The sequence below is a fragment of the Metallosphaera yellowstonensis MK1 genome, from assembly GCF_000243315.1.
Classification (GTDB): domain Archaea; phylum Thermoproteota; class Thermoprotei_A; order Sulfolobales; family Sulfolobaceae; genus Metallosphaera; species Metallosphaera yellowstonensis.
Map to the genome: position 1 here is coordinate 310,574 of NZ_JH597768.1, position 19,487 is coordinate 330,060.

Here is a 19,487-nt window from a genome sequence, read left to right on the forward strand (position 1 = left end):
TCAAGTTGAGAGTGGTTATATTAGGTGCGGGAGGTCACGGGCTAAGCTTAGCCTATCACTTAGTTAAAAAAGGAATCAATGATATAAGCATGGTAGAGGCTAAGAGAATAAACTATGGGTCCAGCGGAAGAAACGCCGGGAGATACAGGTATCATTTCTACACAAAAGAGAACGTAGAGTTTGCTAAAGAGGGGATCCCGTACCTCTTGAAGTTATGTAAGGACCTTCCCCTCAACCCATTATGCATGAAGACTGGCTACTTGTGGATTTTAGATGACGAGAAATCCAAGGACGTGATCTCGAGAGCCCACTCCCTGTGGAGTTCTGAGGGAGTAGGCGGAAAGTTTCTCCCTTGTAATGACTTCGACTTCCTGAAAATAGAGGAAGAATGCTATTTGGCCCCTCAAGATGGGTCTTTTCATCACGACTACCTCTCCCTTGGGATGTATGAGGCGATTAAAGATCACGTAAAGGTAATAATTGGCGAGGCCATGAGACTGAAGGTTTCTGGAGGCAAGATCGTGGGTGTTGAGGTTAACGGGAGTATAATACCAGCTGACGTCGTAGCCGTGACTTTAGGGGCTTGGACTGGCCATTTCATGAAGAGAAATGGAATAGAAGTTCCAGTAGAACCTGAGAAAAAGGAAATATTTGTAACAGAAGACTTAAAATTTAGGGTCAAGCCCCTCACCATTAGTAAGAGAATCTATTTCTCTCATACCTTGAAGGGTGAAATAATAGGTGGAGTGGAAGATGAAGTTCCTCGTGGATTCGGTGAACTAGACATTTCAGTGGAAAGATCTCTCTCATTTACCAGAACATTGAGATCCCTGGTTAAGGGGGCTGAGGGGATAAGGATCCTGAGAGGGTGGAGTGGTTATTACGAGATGACTCCAGATCACTCACATATTATGGGCTTTAGCGACTCTTGGCCTGATGGACTTTACGTAGATGCCGGATATAGTGGACACGGAATGATGTTCTCTCCCTATTCTGGAAAGATAATGGCTGATCTAATAGCTGACGGAGTCAAGAACAAATTTACCAAGATTTTCAGTCCGCAAAGGTTCGAGGAGAATAAACTCATAGATGAGAGGATGGTCATTTAGAAGGTAAGCTTATGGATCTTCTTTTCAATACTTCAGAGACGTAGGAGGCCAATTCCTTTGAGTATCCTCTCCTACCTCCCTCGGCAACTATTAAGCCTGCCCTGGAGTTATCGATATAGTAAATGAGATCCTCAAAATCAGCGTGATCACTGAAGGCCACAGAGAAGGAATTCTTGTCGACCTTCTTTATAGGTTCTACGAATTCCCAACCAGATAATAGGAAGTTGAAGTGCGATCCGTCCCTCTTCCAGAACTCATTGAAATGCTTGAACTCGACGTACCAGCCAGTCCTGATTATTCCTTGATCCTTGGCCTCCTGAATGCTAAATACGTCTTTGAGCTTCATCCCGTGCTTCATCGCCACCTCGGTAATCTGCCTCACTTTTCCGTCAGCTACGAATGGAGCTATCACGCCAGATGACCTTAAAACCCTCATTGCCTCTTGAACCTTTCCATGATAGGCAAAGACCCTGACGGGCCCTTTCGTGACAGCGTCATTTACGTAATCAGCGAACAGTTGAGGAACATCGTCCTTGAACGGTCTCACAAAGTCCGGCCTCCCGTAAGTTGACTCAATTATCAATACATCTGCATCAAGTATGGGGGTTCCCGTCCCTGGGCTCTTGAAGTCCCCAGTATACACAACCTTAGTTCCCTTTGAGGTTAGGATCTCAACCTGCGCCGAGCCAAACACGTGATCGGAAGGATGTAGTGTAATGAACTCGTTATCTATATCTGCTCTCATTCCATAGTTCAATCGAAATTCCTTCCTCAGTGGAACCTTATAACCTAAAACCTTCAGAACATCGTGAGTGGCCGGCGTAGATATTATCCCATAGCAGACTTCAACGCTCCTCTCCAGCTGTAATGTGTGATCCGAGTGGAAATGGGTCACCACTCTAAAGTTCTTCTTCCAATGACCGTCTATGGTGAAGTTCTCTCCTACTAGGATAGCACCCCTGCTATCGATGTGAACCTCCATTAGATTTAGGGTTTGTCGCTACACTAGATATTTTCATCTATCTGTTTTTCCTCAACCTTCTTGTACTGCTTGGAGTACATTTCCATTATCTCCTTAGTGGTAGTTGCGTCCTCCGGGCTCTTATCCGGTCTCCATCTTATGAACCTTGGGAACCTTATAGAGAGCCCGCCCTTACCTGTCTCCCTGCAACACGTGTGGAGAGGAGATATAGTTATCTCCGCACCTATTATTTCTGCAACTAAAGCTGGAGTAACCCACACATCAGGCACCATCTCAGACACTACCCTGGGATGCCTCTCCGACCTCTTTAGCTCACTTATTTTACTCTGCATCTCGTCCAGTTCTTGGTCACTGAAACCTGACGCAACCTTGCATACGGTTTCAAATACGTCCTTGTCTGGATTGTAAGCTGCCATGAGGAGGGAACTGAACTTTCCTCCTCTCTTGCCCTTACCGTAGAATGCACCAACTATGACTAAGTCCACTGTATCCGCCATCTCACTCTGATAGTCCTTCTTTAGCTTGATCCATAGCCATCCTCTGGAGCCAGCTTGATATACAGAATTAGGTCCCACCGACTTTACCATGACTCCCTCGGCTCCCTCGGAGATTGCCTGGTGGAAATATTCAGTTAATTTGTCTACACTATCGGTGAGCATATGTTCCGCTATTTTCACCTTATCGTTCTCAGCAATTATCTCCTCGAGCTTCTGCCTCCTAGCTGGCAGAGGTTCCACAGTGTAGTCCTTACCGCCGTAGTATATTAGATCAAAGAGATACAAATTGACCGGGTATTCCCTTATAGCCTCGTGGATGTCGTTCTTCCTCCTCCTATGCATGAGCTCCTGGAAGGGTCTCATCTCACCGCTCTCTGGATCTACAGGAACTATTTCCCCCTCCACGATGAAATCGTCTCCTTTCAGGTAACGAGTTACGTACTCTACCACGTCCACGTACTGATCGGTTATGTTTTCCATCCTCCTTGAGAAAATGAATACCTTATCTTTGTTCCTGTGAATCTGGGCCCTCTCCCCATCATACTTGTAGTCGACTAGAGCCTTACCTCCAACCTTATCTAGAATCTCTGCTGGATCGGATAATCTCTCGGCCAGCATGGGTCTGATGGGGATGCCTGGCGTGGGAATCACACTCTTGAGTTTCTCTATACCTTCCTTGGCTATTACCCTGGCTATCTCGCCCAAGTCAGCCCTGAGGTTGTAGGCCCTTTCCACTATTGGCCTATAATCGGATGAACCTCCAAAGGTTAACGCCAAGGCGTCTAGAACTGTCGCGTCTCCAATCCCTAGTCTTAACCTGCCCTCCACAAACCTTACCAAGTATTTAGCTTCAAGGGGAGAGGCCTTCTTGAGGAGTCCAGCGAAGATCCTAATCTTTATGTCTCTACTTCCCTCCCCAGAGCTCTCAGCTATCTTTACCAATTCATTATATACCTCCAGAACGTCCAGTGAGCCGAAAGTCTGTGAGCCGCCTAAAAATGTAAGTATACTTGAGGTTTTACTGCTCGACTTAAGTCTCATGGCTACCTCTCCCAAGTCACCCACGCTCTTGTAGGTTTTCTCTACCTCCTCCTCCTTCACTCCTGAGGCCATGCTTATGGCCTTGATCAGGAACTTCTCACCTAAACCGAGCTCAGGCATTCCAGTGAAGTCGGGCCATAGCCTACCTTGGATTAAGTACACTACCTTATCCATGAGGGAGGGGTCGGTCTTATGAAAGAGGTCTGAAAGGAGAGAAGTTAGCTGAAGCCTTGACGATATCTTCTCCAGCCTATCAAAATATTCCGCAATAAGTTTAAACTCCATAACATTAGTTACACTTCAGAGCTAAATAGGCTTGATGATGAGAGAGTTGATTCCGAGCAGTGACGTATCAGAGTTACGCTGAGAAGTTATCTGACCGACTTAACCCCTACTACTTTACCTCCCATGTGCCCTATGACTTTTGAACGCTCCAGTATAAGAGTCCAACGAGATACAATGATCCTAGGTGATAGGGATCTTAAGTATTACCTGGAGAAGGGTTGGATAGTCATAGACCCACTCACGGAGGACAGCATAAGGGAGAACGGGGTTGACATGAGGGTGGGAGGAGAGATAGCCAGGTTCAAGAGAACAGAAGAGCTATTCGAGGAGGGAAAGGATCTCTCAGAGTTCTTCCAGAAGGAGATAGGGGAAGAGTTCGTGATAAAGCCCAATGAACATGTGCTCCTGGTCACTGAGGAATATCTACGACTTCCTAGTGACATAATGGCGTTCGTCAACCTGAGGTCGTCTTTCGCGAGGTTGGGCCTGTTCGTGCCACCTACAATAGTGGACGCTGGGTTCGAGGGGCAATTGACCATAGAGGTCATGGGTTCGGCTTTTCCGGTCAAGATAAAGAGGGGCACGAGGTTCCTCCACCTTATCTTTGCCAAGACCTTAAGCCCAGTTGAGAAGCCCTATCAAGGCAAATACCAGGGACAGAGAGGGGTCACATTACCCAAGTTTAGGGTGTGAAGATTCGGGGAAACTTCAACCCACGACTTCGAGTTTCCAATGCTTACTCTCGTTATCGAAGTATATGCTCCCTGACTTCCTTAGCTTAACGAAGAGTTCGTGTTCCTGCTTACTCAGGTATTTCTGGGCTTCGGCGTCGTCGGAGGTGTGTATCTGAGCTAGTCTGTTACGAGTTTCCAATGCTTACTCTCGTTATCGAAGTATATGCTCCCTGACTTCCTTAGCTTAACGAAGAGTTCGTGTTCCTGCTTACTCAGGTATTTCTGGGCTTCGGCGTCGTCGGAGGTGTGTATCTGAGCTAGTCTGTTAACAAAGTTCTGAAAGAATGTGGGATCTACTGCTATTCTCTCCTCTGCTATCCAGAATATTTTAGCTCCTTGAGACTCCAACTTCTCGAAAAAGGCGTCAGGATTCTTTAGGTTTGTCAACTTACTCTCGAATATGACTCCCTGTTCCCTGAGGTAATCTATTGCGCCTTTTCTTTGTTCCTGTTGCGTTACTCTCCTCTCCTCTTTCCTCTCATCTCTCCTGATATCTTGCCTCTCTTGTTGAAGGGCTCCTGAGGGCTTCGTGGTGACGACCGATTCAAGAGCCTCAACCTTTTCTGCCAATTCCCCCAATTTCCTTTTAACATTTAGGAGTTCTACCGTTAGAGGGTTGATGAGTTCCTGTACGTTTTGACCTTCCCCTGGACTTCTTTGAGGAGAGGAGTTGGTCAAAAGCCTGAACTTAATGTAGTCGGAGAGGAGCACAAACCCTTGACTTCTAGCATCCTCTTCGATTTTCCTGTACTCTTCGTCCGTAAGCTTGATTACAATGTTCCTCATATTTAAGATATGGAATGTCCTTTCGTGAATAAAAACCTGTTTCTGATCTCCTTGCCAGTCTAGAAAGTTCGCAGCGTCGTTCCACGTCATATAATTTCGAGTTTTCGTTAGGGATTACATCTACCACCCAGCAATAGGGTAGCATATATTTCTCTCAAATACGAAGGCGATGGATCAAAAACTCGTTCGTCAATCTTTGATTTCTGTGGGGGGATCAACGGTTATCTCTTCAGGAATTTTGAAATATTTAACAAGGTACTAGCGGATCTGCTCTTAAACTAAAGGAAAATCTACCCTATACTAATAAAAATTTGCAGTTATTAGATTTCCCTTGAAAACAGGGCGGTAATTAAGGGAAAGTCGCTAAACTGCTGTAAAAAAAGGTCCAGGAAGCGTTACTTTAGACCAAGAAGCAGCAGTTATGGGATTCTCCCTTAGGTACCGCCCTGTAATCTAGGTGAAATCTAATAACTGCTGTAAGAAGGAACAGAAAAGAAGTATTTAAATCAACACTAGCAATAAAATGACGAGGTACTCTTTCTAAAGGAGATTTTCCCTTCACTTAACTCTGCTTTTCAATTAGGGAGTTAACGAAATTCTCCTCCTGGGGTACACCTATGAACTCCACGGACTCATTTACGGCCAGTGTAGGCACAGACATGACCTGATACTTCTCGGCAATGTCCGGATTCTCATAGGACTCCACCACGTCCGATAACACATTGCATTTCTCCGCTTTACAGGCCTCGAATGCAACCATATGTGAGAGCAGTGCAGCATATGGGCAATATGGACAGGACGGGGTAACCATAACTTCAACCTTTACCTTTCCATTTAATTTATCCTTTATTGCGTTTATGGTCTCAGGACTCAGTCCACTCTCTCCTTGAGAGAGTCTAACTATGGTCTCGACTAGAGCCCTAATCTCCTCTCCCAGAGGTGCACCAGTCCACCTTATCTTTCCCTTTAAGAATGCAACCGTTGGAACTCTACTGACCTCGAAGCTCTGAAACTCTGCTATATCTTTACTTTTATCCAATACCTTTACCTTCAAGAGGCTCTGTCCATTAGACTTAGGAGCTGCATCACTCACAAACTTCATGAATTTCACAGTTACGTCGCAGTACTGACAATTGGGATTAGAAGTGTCGGTGAATACGTACCCCTCCACGGGGTCCCTCATGTCCTTCAGAGCTTCCACGAGTGCATTTCGCACGTCGTCCGTGAATAACTCAGCATACTCTTCTTCCATGGTCTCACTCTTTATACCTCGTTAAAGGGGAAATAAAAGTTTATCAGAGACTTTTGAAATACTCTAGACCAGAAACCTTCACGACAGTTAAGATACCAACTATCATCGAATTTGAGAACTCCTTACTACTCCCCTCTACAAAATCTCAGTCAGCATGACTATAGAGGTTATTAGTATAAACTAAAGTGAATATTTTCAAATGTAAAAACTTTTTAAACCCAACAAGTAAGATATACTCGATCTTTTATGCCACCTTTTGGCAAGGTACTAGTTGCTAACAGAGGGGAAATAGCTGTTAGGGTGATGAAGGCCGTAAAGGAGATGGGAATGAAGGCGGTTGCAGTCTACTCCGAGGCCGATAAATATGCCCTTCACGTAAGGTACGCCGATGAAGCTTATTATATAGGAGCTTCTCCTGCGCTTGAAAGTTATCTTAACATTTCCCACATAATAGACGCTGCAGAGAAGGCCCATGCAGATGCGGTACATCCGGGCTATGGGTTTTTATCCGAGAATGCGGACTTTGCCGAGGCCGTTGAGAAGGCCGGAATGACGTATATAGGGCCTTCAGCGGAAGTGATGAGGAAAATTAAGGATAAGTTAGACGGCAAGAGGTACGCCCAACTATCAGGAGTTCCCATAGCTCCAGGTTCTGACGGACCCGTAGGAACCATAGATGAGGCCCTAAAGATAGCCGAGAAAATCGGCTATCCCATAATGGTGAAGGCCGCCAGCGGAGGAGGGGGAGTGGGAATAACAAAGGTAGACACGCCGGATCAACTGATAGACGTCTGGGAGAGGAACAAGAGAATGGCCCTTCAAGCTTTCGGAAAGTCAGATCTGTATATAGAGAAGGCAGCGGTCAACCCTAGGCATATCGAGTTCCAGCTCATAGGAGACAAATACGGGAGCTATGTGGTCGCTTGGGAGAGGGAGTGTACGATACAGAGAAGGAACCAGAAGCTGATAGAAGAGGCGCCCTCCCCAGCCATAACCATGGAGGAGAGATCCAGGATGTTCGAACCCATAATGAAGTTCGGCAAACTGATAGACTACTTCACCCTGGGTACCTTTGAAACCGTCTTCTCCGATACATCCCGTGAGTTCTATTTCCTTGAGCTCAACAAGAGGCTCCAGGTCGAACACCCTGTGACCGAAATGATATTCAGGCTGGATCTTGTAAAATTGCAGATAAGACTCGCTGCGGGGGAACACCTACCCTTCACCCAAGAGGAGCTCAACAGAAGGGCTAAGGGATCGGCAATAGAGTTCAGGATAAATTCTGAGGATCCGCTCAATAACTTCACTGGGAGTTCCGGTTTCATCACATACTATCGAGAACCCACGGGACCCGGAGTTAGGGTAGATAGCGGCGTGGAAGCAGGTAGTTGGGTACCGCCATTTTACGACTCCTTGATCTCAAAGCTAATAGTCTACGGAGAGGACAGACAAACCGCCGTAACTACGGCTATGAGGGCCTTAGACGACTACAAGATAGGAGGAGTGAAGACCACAATACCGTTGTATAAACTGATCATGAGGGATCCAGACTTCATGGAAGGGAAATTCAGCACTGCATATATCTCTCAAAAGTTTGATTCCATGAAGGAGGCTTTGAAAAAGAGGGAGGAAATGCTCGCCTCGCTGGCCACAGTCGTTCACGCTAGGGGTTTAATGAGAAAGAAGGGGATTCCCTCAACTCCTCAAGAGAGACAAGGAAGATCCTCTAACTGGAAGAACTACGGAATAGTGCTTCAATCCTCTCCCAGGGTGATGTGGGGATGAAGCTCTACAGGGTTCACTCAGAGACCGGCGATCCCTTTGTAATAGTCCACGATCAGAAGGGGAATAAGGATATCCTCAAGACCGAGAATGCGGAGTTCGAGATCGAATACCTGGGGCAGGGCTGGAGAGAAGGAGAATATCTGGTAAAGATAAACGGTGAGGAGCATAGGGTTTACGTGGATAACGGCTGGATAGTCCTGGACAACGCAGAGCTCTTTAGGGCGGAGAGGATAACTGAGCTTCCTACTCAGGAGGGACAATCCATTGAGGAGATGATAAGAGGAAAGGAGGGTGAAGTTATATCGCCACTCCAGGGAAGGGTTGTCCAGATCAGGGTGAAAGAGGGAGATGCGGTAAATAAGGGCCAACCCCTACTTTCCGTGGAGGCTATGAAATCCGAGACCATAATATCTGCCCCCATCAGCGGAATAGTTGAGAAGATCCTGGTAAAGCAAGGGCAGGGGGTAAAGAAGGGAGACGTTCTCATTGTGATAAAGTAGTCCACGGGTAACGGACTGGATCTAAAGACGGACGCAGGTTTTTATTATATCAAGAAATTTTAGATTATGGGAAAACTTTTCGGAACGGATGGAGTTAGGGGTATAGTAAACCAGGAATTGACGGTTGAATTAGCATTAAACCTCGGGAGAGCCATAGGGACTTTCTTCGGTGAGGGAAGGACGATCCTCATAGGAAGAGATGCTAGGGCGGGAGGAGATATGTTAATGAGGGCTGTGGAGAGCGGGATGTTGAGTGCTGGAGTCAGGGTGTTCGAGGGAGGATTCGCCCCAACCCCTGCCCTTCAGTATGCCGTGAGACAGTTGGGATACGATGGAGGAGTTATAATTACGGCGAGCCACAACCCTAGGGAACATAACGGCGTAAAGGTCTTGGACAGCGACGGCGTAGAGGTGCCTAGGGAGAAGGAGGACGTAATAGAGGAGATCTACTTTTCAAAAAGGTATAACACAGTTCCCTGGAACAGGTTAGTTAACGATGTGAAGAGGGAGGACAGAGTTATTGATACCTACGTTAAGGGAGTACTCTCGCATGTCGATGTGGAGAAGATAAGGAAGATGAGCTACAAAGTCCTGATAGACGGTGCCAACAGCGTTGGGTCTATATCATCGCCGTTGGTAGCCAGGGAGCTAAACTGCAGGATCTTCACAGTCAACGCCAACCTGGATCCCACATTCCCTGCTAGAAACCCTGAGCCAACTCTGGAGACCCTTCAGGAGACTGCTTCGATTGCGTCCTCACTGAAGGTTGACCTGGGAGTAGCCCACGACGGTGATGCTGATAGGGCTATATTCGTGGACTCTGAGGGAAGGATACAGTGGGGAGATAGGAGCGGTACATTGCTAAGCTATTGGGCTTGGAGGAAGAACCCAAGCTTACCCAGAAGAGTGTACACCGCGGTCTCCAGCTCCTCTCTAGTTCAGGAGTTCCTATCTCAATTTGGCATTGAGGTAGTATGGACTAAGGTGGGAAGTGTAGACATAGCCAGGAGGCTGTCCTCAGAGAAGGGTCTAGCCGGTTTCGAGGAGAACGGTGGGTTCATCTATCCCCCGCATCAGGTGGTCAGAGACGGTGCCATGAGTTTAGCTTTGATGTTGGAGATGATGGCCGAGGAGAGGGTCAGCTCCGCTGAACTCTTCGACGGATTACCTAAGTATTACCTCGTGAAGACTAAGGTAGAGTTGAAAGCAGGGATGGACATTCCAAGGATCTACTCTAGGGTGGAGGAGGAGTTCGGAAAGGAGAGGCAAGTAGTGAAGATAGATGGTGTGAAGATCATAGATAGAGATTTCTGGTTGTTAGTGAGAAAGAGTGGGACCGAGCCGATAATAAGGGTCATGGTAGAGGCTAAGGACAAGGAGGTTGCTCTGAAGCTTGCAGATGACGTTAAAAGGCTGATCTCAGGGTAGATAAAGGTGAAGTATCGACTACTTGACATTCTAGCTTGTCCCATGTGCAAACACTTCCCGTTAGACTTGATTACCTTCGCCGAGACAGAGTATCCAGGGAGAGAAATTTCAGGAAATCCTCCCCTGTGTGAGCTGTATTGTGGATTTAAGAAAAGCGAGATAAAGTCACTCCAGGAAACACCACCTTGTAAGGACTGTATCAAGAGGGAGGTCACTGAGGGAGTCCTCCTCTGTCCCTCCTGTAATCGATGGTATCCCATTATAGACGAAATCCCCAGGATGCTTCCAGATAAGCTCAGGAAGAAGAACGATGAACTGAGGTTCTTAGAGAAGTATAAAGACAGGATCCCCAAGAAGGTACTAGAATCCGGTCTCCCTTTCAACCTTAAAGAATGAGGTTTAACTTTCCTCTGATCTCAGTGAAGGAGTCCTGAGCTCCTCCGAGAACTAGATTGTCATAAGAGTTCATCACTTTCTCCTTGAAGGAGTTGTACAGCCTCAAGTTTGGGATGGAGTTGAAGAGGGGTAGAATCAAGTCCTTCGCTTCCAAGCACGGTAGGAAAGGGGAGTTGTTGATGAGGAAGTACTCACACCGTGAAAGGGACCGCGTGCTGAATTACGTTCACAAGTTCGTCAACAAGTTGCTGGAGATGTACCCACTCACTACGTTCGCTATAGAGAAGTTGAACAAACAAAAGATGTTCCAAGACGCTAACGACAAGTTGTGTAAGAAGATTTCAAGGACTGTATGGAGGAGTATTCATCGTGTGTTGAAGTACAAGGCCCCACTTTACGGCTCCCTAGTTAAGGAGGTGAACCCGCATTTAACTTCCAAGTCCTGCCCCAGATGTGGACGGATTTCCCGAAAGGTAGGACTTTCAGGTGTGAGAGGTGTGGTTTCACTCTAGATAGGCAGTTGAACGCATCCCTCAACATCTTCCTCAAGATGTGCGGGTTTCCCCACCTCTTTCTCACTCCCTCTGGGAGTAGGTGGGTTGGGGTTACCCCGCTAAGGGGGCGGAGGAGTAAGGGTTTCCCCGCGACTCCTGTGAAGCCCAAGGGCTGAGAATTGGTTACAAATTCATGAAAATTCAATGAAGCCCTAACCCCCTCTTCATCATGAGTGAAGAAATTAGAGATTGCCCTGGAATCGGTGCTTAAAATGAGCTTATTAATGTGCAAACCTTACATTTACTCGGTGTAAACAAGTGGAGAACTCATTTATCAGTAATCTAGATGAATGGATAAAGATGCAGAAGAACTTACTGATGACTATAAAGGACATGGAGAAGAAGGAGGAAGAAGTGGACATGGATAGGCTAGACCTGATCCTGGCGTCAAGGGTTGCGTTCCAACACATGATGAGGACACTGAAGGCTTTCGATCAATGGCTCCAAGACCCCATGATAATAAAACACATGCCGAAGGAGATGCTGGAGGATGTCAAGAGGACAAGCTGGGCCATACTGGAGCAACTACTGGAGCTTGACGTAAGACACACGAGCCAAGCTAGAGACCTGATAACTAAGCTGGGTAAAGAAGGTAAGTTGGACCCACTGATCTGGAGCAGACCCCCAGTAGAGGATCAACAGACACAGGGTAGGAGAAGCACGTTCACTACCATGTAATATTTTAAAGTTATTTGAATTATGAAACTATTTAAATATTTATCTTCTTTTCCTCCTCTCTGACCTCAGTTTCATGGAATATTCCTGGTCAATTGAGACTATCTTGGACTTCAGTTCAGATATGGCTTGATTCACGGAGCTGATGAAACTCTCCTCAAGAGAGGACTTGTTGGCTTGAAAGGCCTCCTCTCCATCGTTAGTTAGTTTCAACTTCTTTGTTACTGGATCATTCTCCAAGTAGCCCAGGTAGAGGAGAGACGTTAAGTCTTCTTTGACCGCTGGGCTAAACACGTTATTACCGATCACATTGAATTGATAACCCATATCTAGTCCCTTTTGGACTCCCTCGTAAAGGAGAGTTATCAGTGCCCTCTCCGTGACACCGTCCAATGTCTTTATTATATAGAGAAGCTGAAGCTTCCTCTTATCCTCCTTAAGAACACTAGGAGAGATAACCTGTTTCGAAGTAGTCTTCAACTCCTTAGACTTTCCCGACTGTCCTCCTTGACTAGACTGAGACATTTAATCACCGCTTGCAAGTATAGTACTTCTCCCTAAGATATTAACTATTTCCTCTGCCACTTTCCTCGGTTCCTGACTCCTAGTTATTGCTCCGCCCACAACGAATATGGAAACTGGGAGATCCATGAGTTCTGCTATGCTCTTTGGATTCAAGCCCCCAGCCACGGATAGGATGGTCTTCTTCCCGATGTATCTTATCTCTTCCCTCATGTCGGCCACGGTAACTCCTCGCTTCCTTTGAACGTCGAGTCCTATGTGAAGCCCCACTATGTCTACACCTAGACTTAACAATTCCTCTGCCCTTCTGACCACGTCTTTGACACCAATCAGATCTACTTGAACAACTATGCCCAGCTCCCTGGCCCTCCTCACCGCGCTCTCGACCGTGGAATCATCCATAGCCCCTAACACTGTCATTATGTTGGCCTTCCCCCTCCAAGCTATTTCTGCCTCGACGTCTCCCGCATCAGCCGTCTTAGTGTCCGCCACCACTATGTTGTCTCCAAGACTCCGCAAGGCCAAGAGACCCTGTATTCCCTCTGCCTTTACTAAAGGAGTTCCGGCCTCTAGTATTACACCGAGATCCGCCACTTGCCTTGCTACACCTAAAGCGTCTCGAATTTCCAGGAAATCCAGAGCCACTTGAAGGTGTTTTCCAGACCTCAGCCTCTCTAATATCTCATTTCTCATGAGGCTCATTGGGAATGAGGTAATAATTAAGCTAACTCCAATGCATTTTTAACCCCACAATGAGAAACATCACTACTGTGATTACTTAGTGCTGAAGTACATTGTAGTTACTGGAGGAGTACTCTCCAGTGTGGGAAAGGGAACAGTATCAGCTTCCCTCGGTCTCCTACTAAAGAATAGAGGATACAAAGTAAGTGTAGTCAAGGTAGATCCCTACATAAACGTTGACGCTGGAACCATGAACCCCTATATGCACGGGGAGGTCTTCGTTACTGATGATGGAGCAGAGACTGACCTTGACCTGGGTCATTACGAGAGGTTTCTAGATATCAACACTGGAAAACACAATAACATTACGGCTGGGAGGGTCTACTTTGAGGTCATCAGGAAGGAAAGAGAAGGGAAGTTCATGGGACAGACAGTCCAGATAATTCCTCACGTAACTGACGAGATAAAGTCCATGATAAGGAGGGCCGGAAACATAGATGGTGCACAGATCATAATAGTTGAAGTGGGGGGTACGGTGGGAGACATAGAGAGCTTACCTTTCCTAGAAGCCATGAGGCAATTGAAGCTTGAAGAGGAGGAGCACAACGTCCTATTCGTACATGTTGCATTGGTTGAATACCTCTCCGTGACTGGGGAACTGAAGACCAAGCCTTTACAACACAGCGTCCAGGAGCTCAGGAGAATAGGAATTCAACCGGACATAATTGTGGCTAGGTCCATAGTGCCTCTAGATAATGAGACTCGCAAAAAGATAGCCATGTTCACCAACGTTAGACCTGAATACATCTTCTCCAGTTATGATGTGGAGACCTCCTATGAGGTTCCGGTAATACTAGAACATCAAGGAATCGCAGCCAAAATACTGGAACGACTCAAGTTGCAGGACAGGAACCCTGAGCTGACCGACTGGATGAGCTTCGTCAAGGCAATTAAGAGCAAGGACGGAAAGAGGGTAAGAATAGCACTGGTAGGCAAGTACACAAAGCTGAAGGACAGTTATCTGAGCATAAAGGAGGCGATTTATCACGCAGCTGCCCACCTGGGAGTCGTACCAGAGCTCATGTGGATTGAGTCAACAGATCTAGAAAAAGATGAGAATCTTATAAAAGAATTAGGAGAATCGCAAGGGATCGTTGTGCTACCTGGGTTCGGCTCAAGGGGAGCTGAGGGGAAAATAAAGGCGATAAACTTCTCGAGACTCAACAAAATACCGTATCTGGGTATATGTTTCGGCCTTCAGCTAGCCATAGTTGAATTCTCGCGAAACGTAATTGGTCTGAAGGAGGCCAATTCCACTGAGGTAAACCCTGATACGCCTTATCCTGTCGTGACGCTCCTTGACGATCAAAAGAAGGTAACTCAGTTCGGTGGAACCATGAGACTGGGGGCACAGAGGATACTCATCAAGAAGGGAACTCTCGCATACAAGCTCTACAATGCGGAGACGGTCTTCGAGAGGCACAGACATAGATATGAGGTCAATCCCTCCTATGTCGATGAACTTGAAAGAAACGGCATGGTAGTATCTGGGGTGAGCGACAACGGGTTGGTGGAAATAATAGAGCTCCGGGATCACCCGTTCTTTGTGGCTACCCAAGCACATCCTGAGTTCAAGAGTAGACCTCTGAGACCTGCTCCGCTGTTCCTTGGATTCCTAAAGGCTGTGAGCGGTCTACAGTGAAATTGTAATCTTGTCGTACTTAGACTTCACCAGTTTCTTCAAACCCTTTACCCCCTCAGTGTAAGTTACCTCAAGGAGACCTGCACCTTCCAAGAGCGATATTTGAGAACTTACGTTTCCCTTAGTCATTCTGAGCTCCTCGCTCAGCTCAGTGACACTCTTTGCCTCCCTGGAGGTCAGCTTAAGTATGTTGACCCTGGTGACTGACGAGAGGGCCTCGGCTACTCTCAATATCTCCTCCACATCACTCAGAACTAGCTCCACAGATACAAAGTTGGTTCGAAATCTCAAAAAGCGTTTTGCTCGATTCAGACACGTCATTCTTTTATAGGAGTTGCAGAGACATGTATGAAGAGGAGGTTAAATTTTGCAGGCGAAGGTAGAAAATCCTTTGAAAAGCCTGAGGATGGCCACAAACAAGGTTGTGTTGGTGAAACTGAAGGACGGGTCGGAATACATAGGGAGGCTGGAACAATCTGATGGAACCATGAACTTGGTTCTGAGGGATTGCACAGAGCTCAAAGAAGGAACTGTAGATCCCATAGCCAAATACGGTAGAGTTCTAATACGGGGTAGCAATATACTGTTCATTAGTGTGGACTACGAGAACATAATGAACGAGAAATAACCTTTTAAAATATCTCGAAAGTGTGTTAACGATGAAAAATATCAACGTGGAGTCATTTAGGGTCGTAGATCCAGATTCGCTTCCAGTAGAGCTCGTCGAGAGGAAAGGTGTAGGGCATCCGGACTACGTTGCTGACTCTGCCTCTGAGGAGGCAAGCAGGAAGCTATCTTTATACTATCTTAAAGCGTACGGCTCCATCCTTCATCATAATCTCGATAAGACTTTGCTGGTAGGAGGGCAGGCAGCACCGAAATTCAAGGGAGGGGAAGTAATACACCCGATCTATATAGTGGTGGCAGGGAGGGCTACTACTGAAGTGAAGACGGAGTCTGGTGTGGAACACGTACCAGTGGGCACCATTATAGTGGAGAGCGTGAAGGAATGGATAAAGAACAATTTCAGATACTTGGATCCGGAGAAGCACGTAATAGTTGATTACAAGATAGGCAAGGGATCAGCTGATCTGGTGGGCATATTTGATAAGGGAAAGAGAACAATTCCCCTATCTAATGACACTAGCTTTGGGGTGGGCTTCGCACCCTATTCCAAGTTGGAGGAGCTGGTGTTTCAGACCGAGAGGCTATTGAACTCCAAACAACTAAAGCTGGAACTACCTGAAGTGGGGGAAGATATCAAGGTGATGGGGTTAAGGAGAGGGAAAGAGGTAACACTTACAATAGCCATGGCGGCCATAAGCCCCTTAATAGAGAATAGGGAGCACTACGTCTCGGTTAAGGAACAGGTAAGGGAGAAGGTGTTGAACATGGCCTCTAAAATCGCTCCAGAGCTGAACGTAAAGGTAAACGTTAACACTGGAGACAGGGAGGATCAGGGAATACTGTACCTCACAGTCACAGGGACTTCAGCTGAACACGGCGACGATGGGATGACAGGGAGAGGTAATAGAAGTGTAGGGCTCATAACTCCCATGAGACCCATGTCCTTAGAGGCCACAGCAGGCAAGAACCCAGTGAACCATGTGGGGAAGCTTTACAACGTGGTGGCCAATCTGATTGCCAAAAAGGCTGCGGATCAAGTCAAGGACGTGAAGAGTGTCCAAATAGAAGTTCTAGGACAGATTGGAAGGCCCATTAACGATCCATTGATCGTTAACGTGGAGGTGGCTACTCACTCAGGTAACATCTCCCCAGACACCAAGAACGAGATATCAGGTATAGCAGAAGAGTACCTGGATTCGTTTGACAAACTCACACAGATGATCTTGGAAGGAAAGGTCATGCTCTTTTAGGGAGCTCTTCCTCTCGAGATCCTGTATTCTTCTATTATCTTTTTGATTTTCTCTTCGTCAAGCTGTTTGGCCCTTATATTCTCATCTTCCCTCCACAACATCTTCAGATCTTTCTCTAGATCTCTGTCTACAACAGCAAAGTTCTTACCTACGTAAAGTGCCATATCTTCTCTGATCTCCCAATCCCTATAGTAAAGCCTCCCCTCCCTCACCTCGAAACCCTCTCCACACCCGTTGATGACCAAGGGATTTCCCGTTACGAGGGCGTGTATGACTCCTTGGAGTCTTGAGATTTCTCCCGACAATTTAGCCAAGTCCTCCCTGAGCTTTAGGATTTCCTTCCCCCTCTGCTCTAAGACTGCCTTCAATCCCTCTATCCTCCTGTCCTTGTCTACCTCAGCGTTATAGGTGACTTTGATCTCCTGTATTCGTCTCTCCAGAGCTTCCTTCTCGTTCACGAGTCTACCCACTAGCCTCCTGAGTCTCAATAACTCGTATTTGAGGGCCTGATTCTCCTCCCTTATCTTTTCGACCTCCTGGTTCTGAGGTATCGCACTCTTGGGCTCCTGGACAACCTCTGTCCTCTGCTTCCAAATTTTTCTATCTATTTCCTTTTCAATGCACTCAGCAATCGTGTTACCCTCTATGACGCACCTGAACACCACATTCCTGTCCATCTCTATGCCGAACCTTTCTATCATACCCTCAGCTTGTCTGAGTTTCTTCTCCACGTCTCTATACGCTACTATGGCAGCAGCTAAGGAATCCCTAACGTGAGGATCACTCACGTTGAGACCGTACTTGGCAGAGTACTCATTCAATAAGTTCTGCTTCTCGTCAACTGATAAGACCCTCTCTGGGACATGTAGTTTGGCCTTGAGCACGGCAGCCAACTTCTTAACGCTGTCAGGAACTGGGTTTACGTCAGTAGCTATCAGAGCTGGAATACCCTTCTCCTGGAGTATCTCTATGACGGTTTCCCTGTCTATCCCCCTCTTAGTCTCCAGGAGTACCGGATTGCCATACATGTCCAGCGCTGATAGACCGACTTCAAGACCCGGGTCTATCCCGACTATCAAAGGTCTCTGTGAGGACGTCTTTCTGTCCATGAACTCTATCCTGTCCCTGTAAATTGCCCTTATCTCAACGTTGACGTCATGACCGCTCATCTTCTTTACAATGCCGTAGAGGCTCTCCCTAGGAGCGTATACTATGAACACCGCGCTCTCCAAACCAGCTTTAGTTCGCCTCATCAATACATCGTAGTCGAAGTTGTGTTTGTCCAGCTCCTCCTTTATCCTCCTGAAGACCCTTAAAACCAATCCCCTTAGATGTCTCTTGTACCTGTTGGAACTCATTCCTCCTGGACCTGTTCTCCTTCCCTTGGAGACGACTATTTTAGTCCTGTTCTCCACGAACCTGATCTTAGTGCCTGCACCCTTCAAGGCCAACAGGGCGACGAGGTAGGCTGTCTTGGAAGGAGTGGGTTTTCCCTGAACTTCAATTCCATGTTCCTTGGCCACTTCCCTTAAATCCACGAAAGTACCGTCCTTGAAGGTCACTTGAACTACCTCCATGTTGTCAGGCATGAGACTTAGGACTCTTATAACGTCCCTGTCGTCGGAACCGAGCTCGTATATGTTATCTGTAGCGAGTTTATTCACACTGTACTCCCAAGATAGTCTCACTATCCTGCTGAGCGTCACTCCTTCCGCTTTGTCAATAACGTTGCCTCCTTCGTCGAGGATCACAGCTGAATACTTGGAGGGCTCAGACGAGTTGGGGGAACTCCTGGTCTCAATATCTACTCCCATGACCCTCATGCTTTCCCCTTTACGTACTCCTCCACCCTATCCATGTCGTAGTCCAGGCCGTACTTCTCCTTGAAGTGACCCAGGATGTTCTTCAAGTCGTTGATTAAGAGTATATCGTCTCTGGTTGCCTGAGGCCAATCTATCACGAACACGTTCTCTGAGGAGTCTACCATGACGTTGTAGGGACTTAAGTCACCGTGCACGAGACCACCACAATAGACGTAGGCTACCCTGAGCGTGCCCAGCACAGAGTCCAGAGCCTTCTGTGGGTCTCTCAACTCAGCCTTATTTAATTGCACTCCCTCTACAAACTCCAACGCCACTGCGTTTATGGATAGACCTAAGGGTTTAGGTACATTGCCCATGTTTTGTTTCACGCAATTCATGGCCTCGTACTCTCTCCTGGCGTTCCCCAACGTCTTCAGGACCCAGTCCTTAATAGTCGTGTCTCCCCTGACGTTCCTCTTATAACTCCTCCTACCTACCCTGTGAAACTTGACCACCAATAAGTTATCATCGAAGTCGTAACCGTAAACCACTTGGCTCTCCTTTCCCTCCCCCACAACGATGCCCAGCCTCTTAAGAACTCTCTTGGCGTAGAGTCCCTTAGTGGCGAGTATGTCAAGACCGGTGAACGTTATGGAGTAGGAGTCCTCCCCTCTTACCTTAGTCTTCAGGAGTGCACCGGTCTTCAAGAGCTTAAGGAGGCTTACCTCAAGCTCGCCGTTAGTTAGACCCGTGTTATCCCGTATTATACTCTTTGGAACATATTCAAATTTCCCCCTATTATTGAGGAGGTACTTCAGCACGGCGTAGTCCAGCTGATCCGTTACGGCTACTCTCTCGGCTAGAGTTAGCGAAGGCATA

At 46.9% G+C, this 19,487-nt stretch carries 19 protein-coding genes and 1 pseudogene; 11 read left to right on the forward strand and 9 right to left on the reverse strand.

The genetic code is table 11. The annotated features are described in order from the left end of the window. The first annotated feature begins 5 nt into the window (after positions 1 to 5). Positions 6 to 1,109: an NAD(P)/FAD-dependent oxidoreductase gene (locus tag METMK1DRAFT_RS09145; RefSeq protein ID WP_009073259.1), complete on the forward strand. Its 1,104-nt coding sequence runs from the start codon at positions 6 to 8 to the stop codon at positions 1,107 to 1,109. Here METMK1DRAFT_RS09145 and METMK1DRAFT_RS09150 read toward each other — a convergent pair. Beyond that, positions 1,102 to 2,091, reverse strand: coding sequence for an MBL fold metallo-hydrolase (locus tag METMK1DRAFT_RS09150; protein ID WP_009073261.1), 990 nt, complete (start codon positions 2,089 to 2,091; stop codon positions 1,102 to 1,104). The genes METMK1DRAFT_RS09145 and METMK1DRAFT_RS09150 overlap by 8 nt on opposite strands. Before the next feature lie 23 nt (positions 2,092 to 2,114). After that, positions 2,115 to 3,914, reverse strand: a complete 1,800-nt coding sequence (locus METMK1DRAFT_RS09155; RefSeq protein ID WP_009073263.1) for an ATP-dependent DNA ligase — start codon at positions 3,912 to 3,914, stop codon at positions 2,115 to 2,117. Positions 3,915 to 4,088: 174 nt separating this feature from the next. Between METMK1DRAFT_RS09155 and dcd the strand changes: the two genes are divergently transcribed. Beyond that, the gene (gene dcd / locus METMK1DRAFT_RS09160) at positions 4,089 to 4,607 is read left to right on the forward strand and encodes a dCTP deaminase (RefSeq protein WP_009073265.1); all 519 of its coding nucleotides are present in this window, start codon (positions 4,089 to 4,091) and stop codon (positions 4,605 to 4,607) included. Positions 4,608 to 4,765: 158 nt separating this feature from the next. Here dcd and METMK1DRAFT_RS09165 read toward each other — a convergent pair whose 3' ends face one another. Beyond that, positions 4,766 to 5,434, reverse strand: a complete 669-nt coding sequence (locus METMK1DRAFT_RS09165; RefSeq protein WP_048087781.1) for a hypothetical protein — start codon at positions 5,432 to 5,434, stop codon at positions 4,766 to 4,768. A gap of 562 nt (positions 5,435 to 5,996) precedes the next feature. After that, positions 5,997 to 6,686: a protein disulfide oxidoreductase gene (gene pdo, locus METMK1DRAFT_RS09170; protein WP_009073271.1), complete on the reverse strand. Its 690-nt coding sequence runs from the start codon at positions 6,684 to 6,686 to the stop codon at positions 5,997 to 5,999. A 246-nt stretch (positions 6,687 to 6,932) separates the two neighbouring features. On the opposite strand from pdo, the gene METMK1DRAFT_RS09175 reads away from it, so the two are divergent. The 6 genes and pseudogenes from METMK1DRAFT_RS09175 (at position 6,933) to METMK1DRAFT_RS09200 (ending at position 12,027) form a co-directional block, all read left to right on the forward strand. Beyond that, positions 6,933 to 8,471 (forward strand): acetyl-CoA carboxylase biotin carboxylase subunit, encoded by a 1,539-nt coding sequence (locus tag METMK1DRAFT_RS09175; protein WP_009073273.1) that lies wholly within the window; start codon positions 6,933 to 6,935, stop codon positions 8,469 to 8,471. Beyond that, positions 8,468 to 8,971: a biotin/lipoyl-containing protein gene (locus METMK1DRAFT_RS09180; RefSeq protein WP_009073275.1), complete on the forward strand. Its 504-nt coding sequence runs from the start codon at positions 8,468 to 8,470 to the stop codon at positions 8,969 to 8,971. Before METMK1DRAFT_RS09175 ends, METMK1DRAFT_RS09180 begins: the two co-directional genes overlap by 4 nt. A gap of 66 nt (positions 8,972 to 9,037) precedes the next feature. Then, positions 9,038 to 10,399, forward strand: coding sequence for a phosphoglucosamine mutase (glmM, locus tag METMK1DRAFT_RS09185; protein ID WP_009073277.1), 1,362 nt, complete (start codon positions 9,038 to 9,040; stop codon positions 10,397 to 10,399). Between the two features lie 6 nt (positions 10,400 to 10,405). Next, complete coding sequence (locus METMK1DRAFT_RS09190) at positions 10,406 to 10,795, forward strand: Trm112 family protein (protein ID WP_048087783.1); 390 nt, start codon at positions 10,406 to 10,408, stop codon at positions 10,793 to 10,795. Between the two features lie 65 nt (positions 10,796 to 10,860). Next, positions 10,861 to 11,497: pseudogene (locus METMK1DRAFT_RS09195) on the forward strand (zinc ribbon domain-containing protein); the annotation flags it as partial. A gap of 110 nt (positions 11,498 to 11,607) precedes the next feature. Beyond that, complete coding sequence (locus METMK1DRAFT_RS09200; protein ID WP_009073285.1) at positions 11,608 to 12,027, forward strand: DUF2153 domain-containing protein; 420 nt, start codon at positions 11,608 to 11,610, stop codon at positions 12,025 to 12,027. Between the two features lie 39 nt (positions 12,028 to 12,066). Here the strand turns inward: METMK1DRAFT_RS09200 and METMK1DRAFT_RS09205 are convergent, their stop codons facing one another. Both METMK1DRAFT_RS09205 and METMK1DRAFT_RS09210 read right to left on the reverse strand, forming a co-directional pair. Next, positions 12,067 to 12,549 (reverse strand): hypothetical protein, encoded by a 483-nt coding sequence (locus METMK1DRAFT_RS09205; RefSeq protein ID WP_009073287.1) that lies wholly within the window; start codon positions 12,547 to 12,549, stop codon positions 12,067 to 12,069. Further along, a complete protein-coding gene (locus METMK1DRAFT_RS09210; protein ID WP_048087784.1) occupies positions 12,550 to 13,239 on the reverse strand; it encodes an orotidine 5'-phosphate decarboxylase / HUMPS family protein in 690 nt (229 codons plus the stop codon). Positions 13,240 to 13,327: 88 nt separating this feature from the next. On the opposite strand from METMK1DRAFT_RS09210, the gene METMK1DRAFT_RS09215 reads away from it, so the two are divergent. Then, positions 13,328 to 14,929 carry a CTP synthase gene (locus tag METMK1DRAFT_RS09215; RefSeq protein WP_009073291.1) on the forward strand — a complete coding sequence of 534 codons (1,602 nt, stop codon included), beginning with the start codon at positions 13,328 to 13,330 and terminating at the stop codon, positions 14,927 to 14,929. On the opposite strand, the gene METMK1DRAFT_RS09220 is transcribed toward METMK1DRAFT_RS09215, so the two are convergent. Continuing rightward, positions 14,921 to 15,193 (reverse strand): ArsR/SmtB family transcription factor, encoded by a 273-nt coding sequence (locus METMK1DRAFT_RS09220; RefSeq protein ID WP_009073293.1) that lies wholly within the window; start codon positions 15,191 to 15,193, stop codon positions 14,921 to 14,923. The two genes, METMK1DRAFT_RS09215 and METMK1DRAFT_RS09220, sit on opposite strands and share 9 nt — an antisense overlap. A 103-nt stretch (positions 15,194 to 15,296) precedes the next feature. Here METMK1DRAFT_RS09220 and METMK1DRAFT_RS09225 point away from each other — a divergent pair, with 103 nt between their 5' ends. Together METMK1DRAFT_RS09225 and METMK1DRAFT_RS09230 are read left to right on the forward strand one after the other, a co-directional pair. Beyond that, positions 15,297 to 15,557 carry a U6 snRNA-associated Sm-like protein LSm6 gene (locus METMK1DRAFT_RS09225; RefSeq protein WP_009073295.1) on the forward strand — a complete coding sequence of 87 codons (261 nt, stop codon included), beginning with the start codon at positions 15,297 to 15,299 and terminating at the stop codon, positions 15,555 to 15,557. Positions 15,558 to 15,588: 31 nt separating this feature from the next. Beyond that, the gene (locus tag METMK1DRAFT_RS09230; protein ID WP_009073298.1) at positions 15,589 to 16,806 is read left to right on the forward strand and encodes a methionine adenosyltransferase; all 1,218 of its coding nucleotides are present in this window, start codon (positions 15,589 to 15,591) and stop codon (positions 16,804 to 16,806) included. On the opposite strand, the gene METMK1DRAFT_RS09235 is transcribed toward METMK1DRAFT_RS09230, so the two are convergent. After that, positions 16,803 to 18,629, reverse strand: coding sequence for a DUF460 domain-containing protein (locus METMK1DRAFT_RS09235; protein WP_009073300.1), 1,827 nt, complete (start codon positions 18,627 to 18,629; stop codon positions 16,803 to 16,805). The genes METMK1DRAFT_RS09230 and METMK1DRAFT_RS09235 overlap by 4 nt on opposite strands. Then, positions 18,626 to 19,486, reverse strand: a complete 861-nt coding sequence (locus METMK1DRAFT_RS09240; RefSeq protein WP_009073302.1) for an RIO1 family regulatory kinase/ATPase domain-containing protein — start codon at positions 19,484 to 19,486, stop codon at positions 18,626 to 18,628. The genes METMK1DRAFT_RS09235 and METMK1DRAFT_RS09240 overlap by 4 nt, the downstream gene beginning before the upstream one ends. Position 19,487 lies beyond the last annotated feature (1 nt).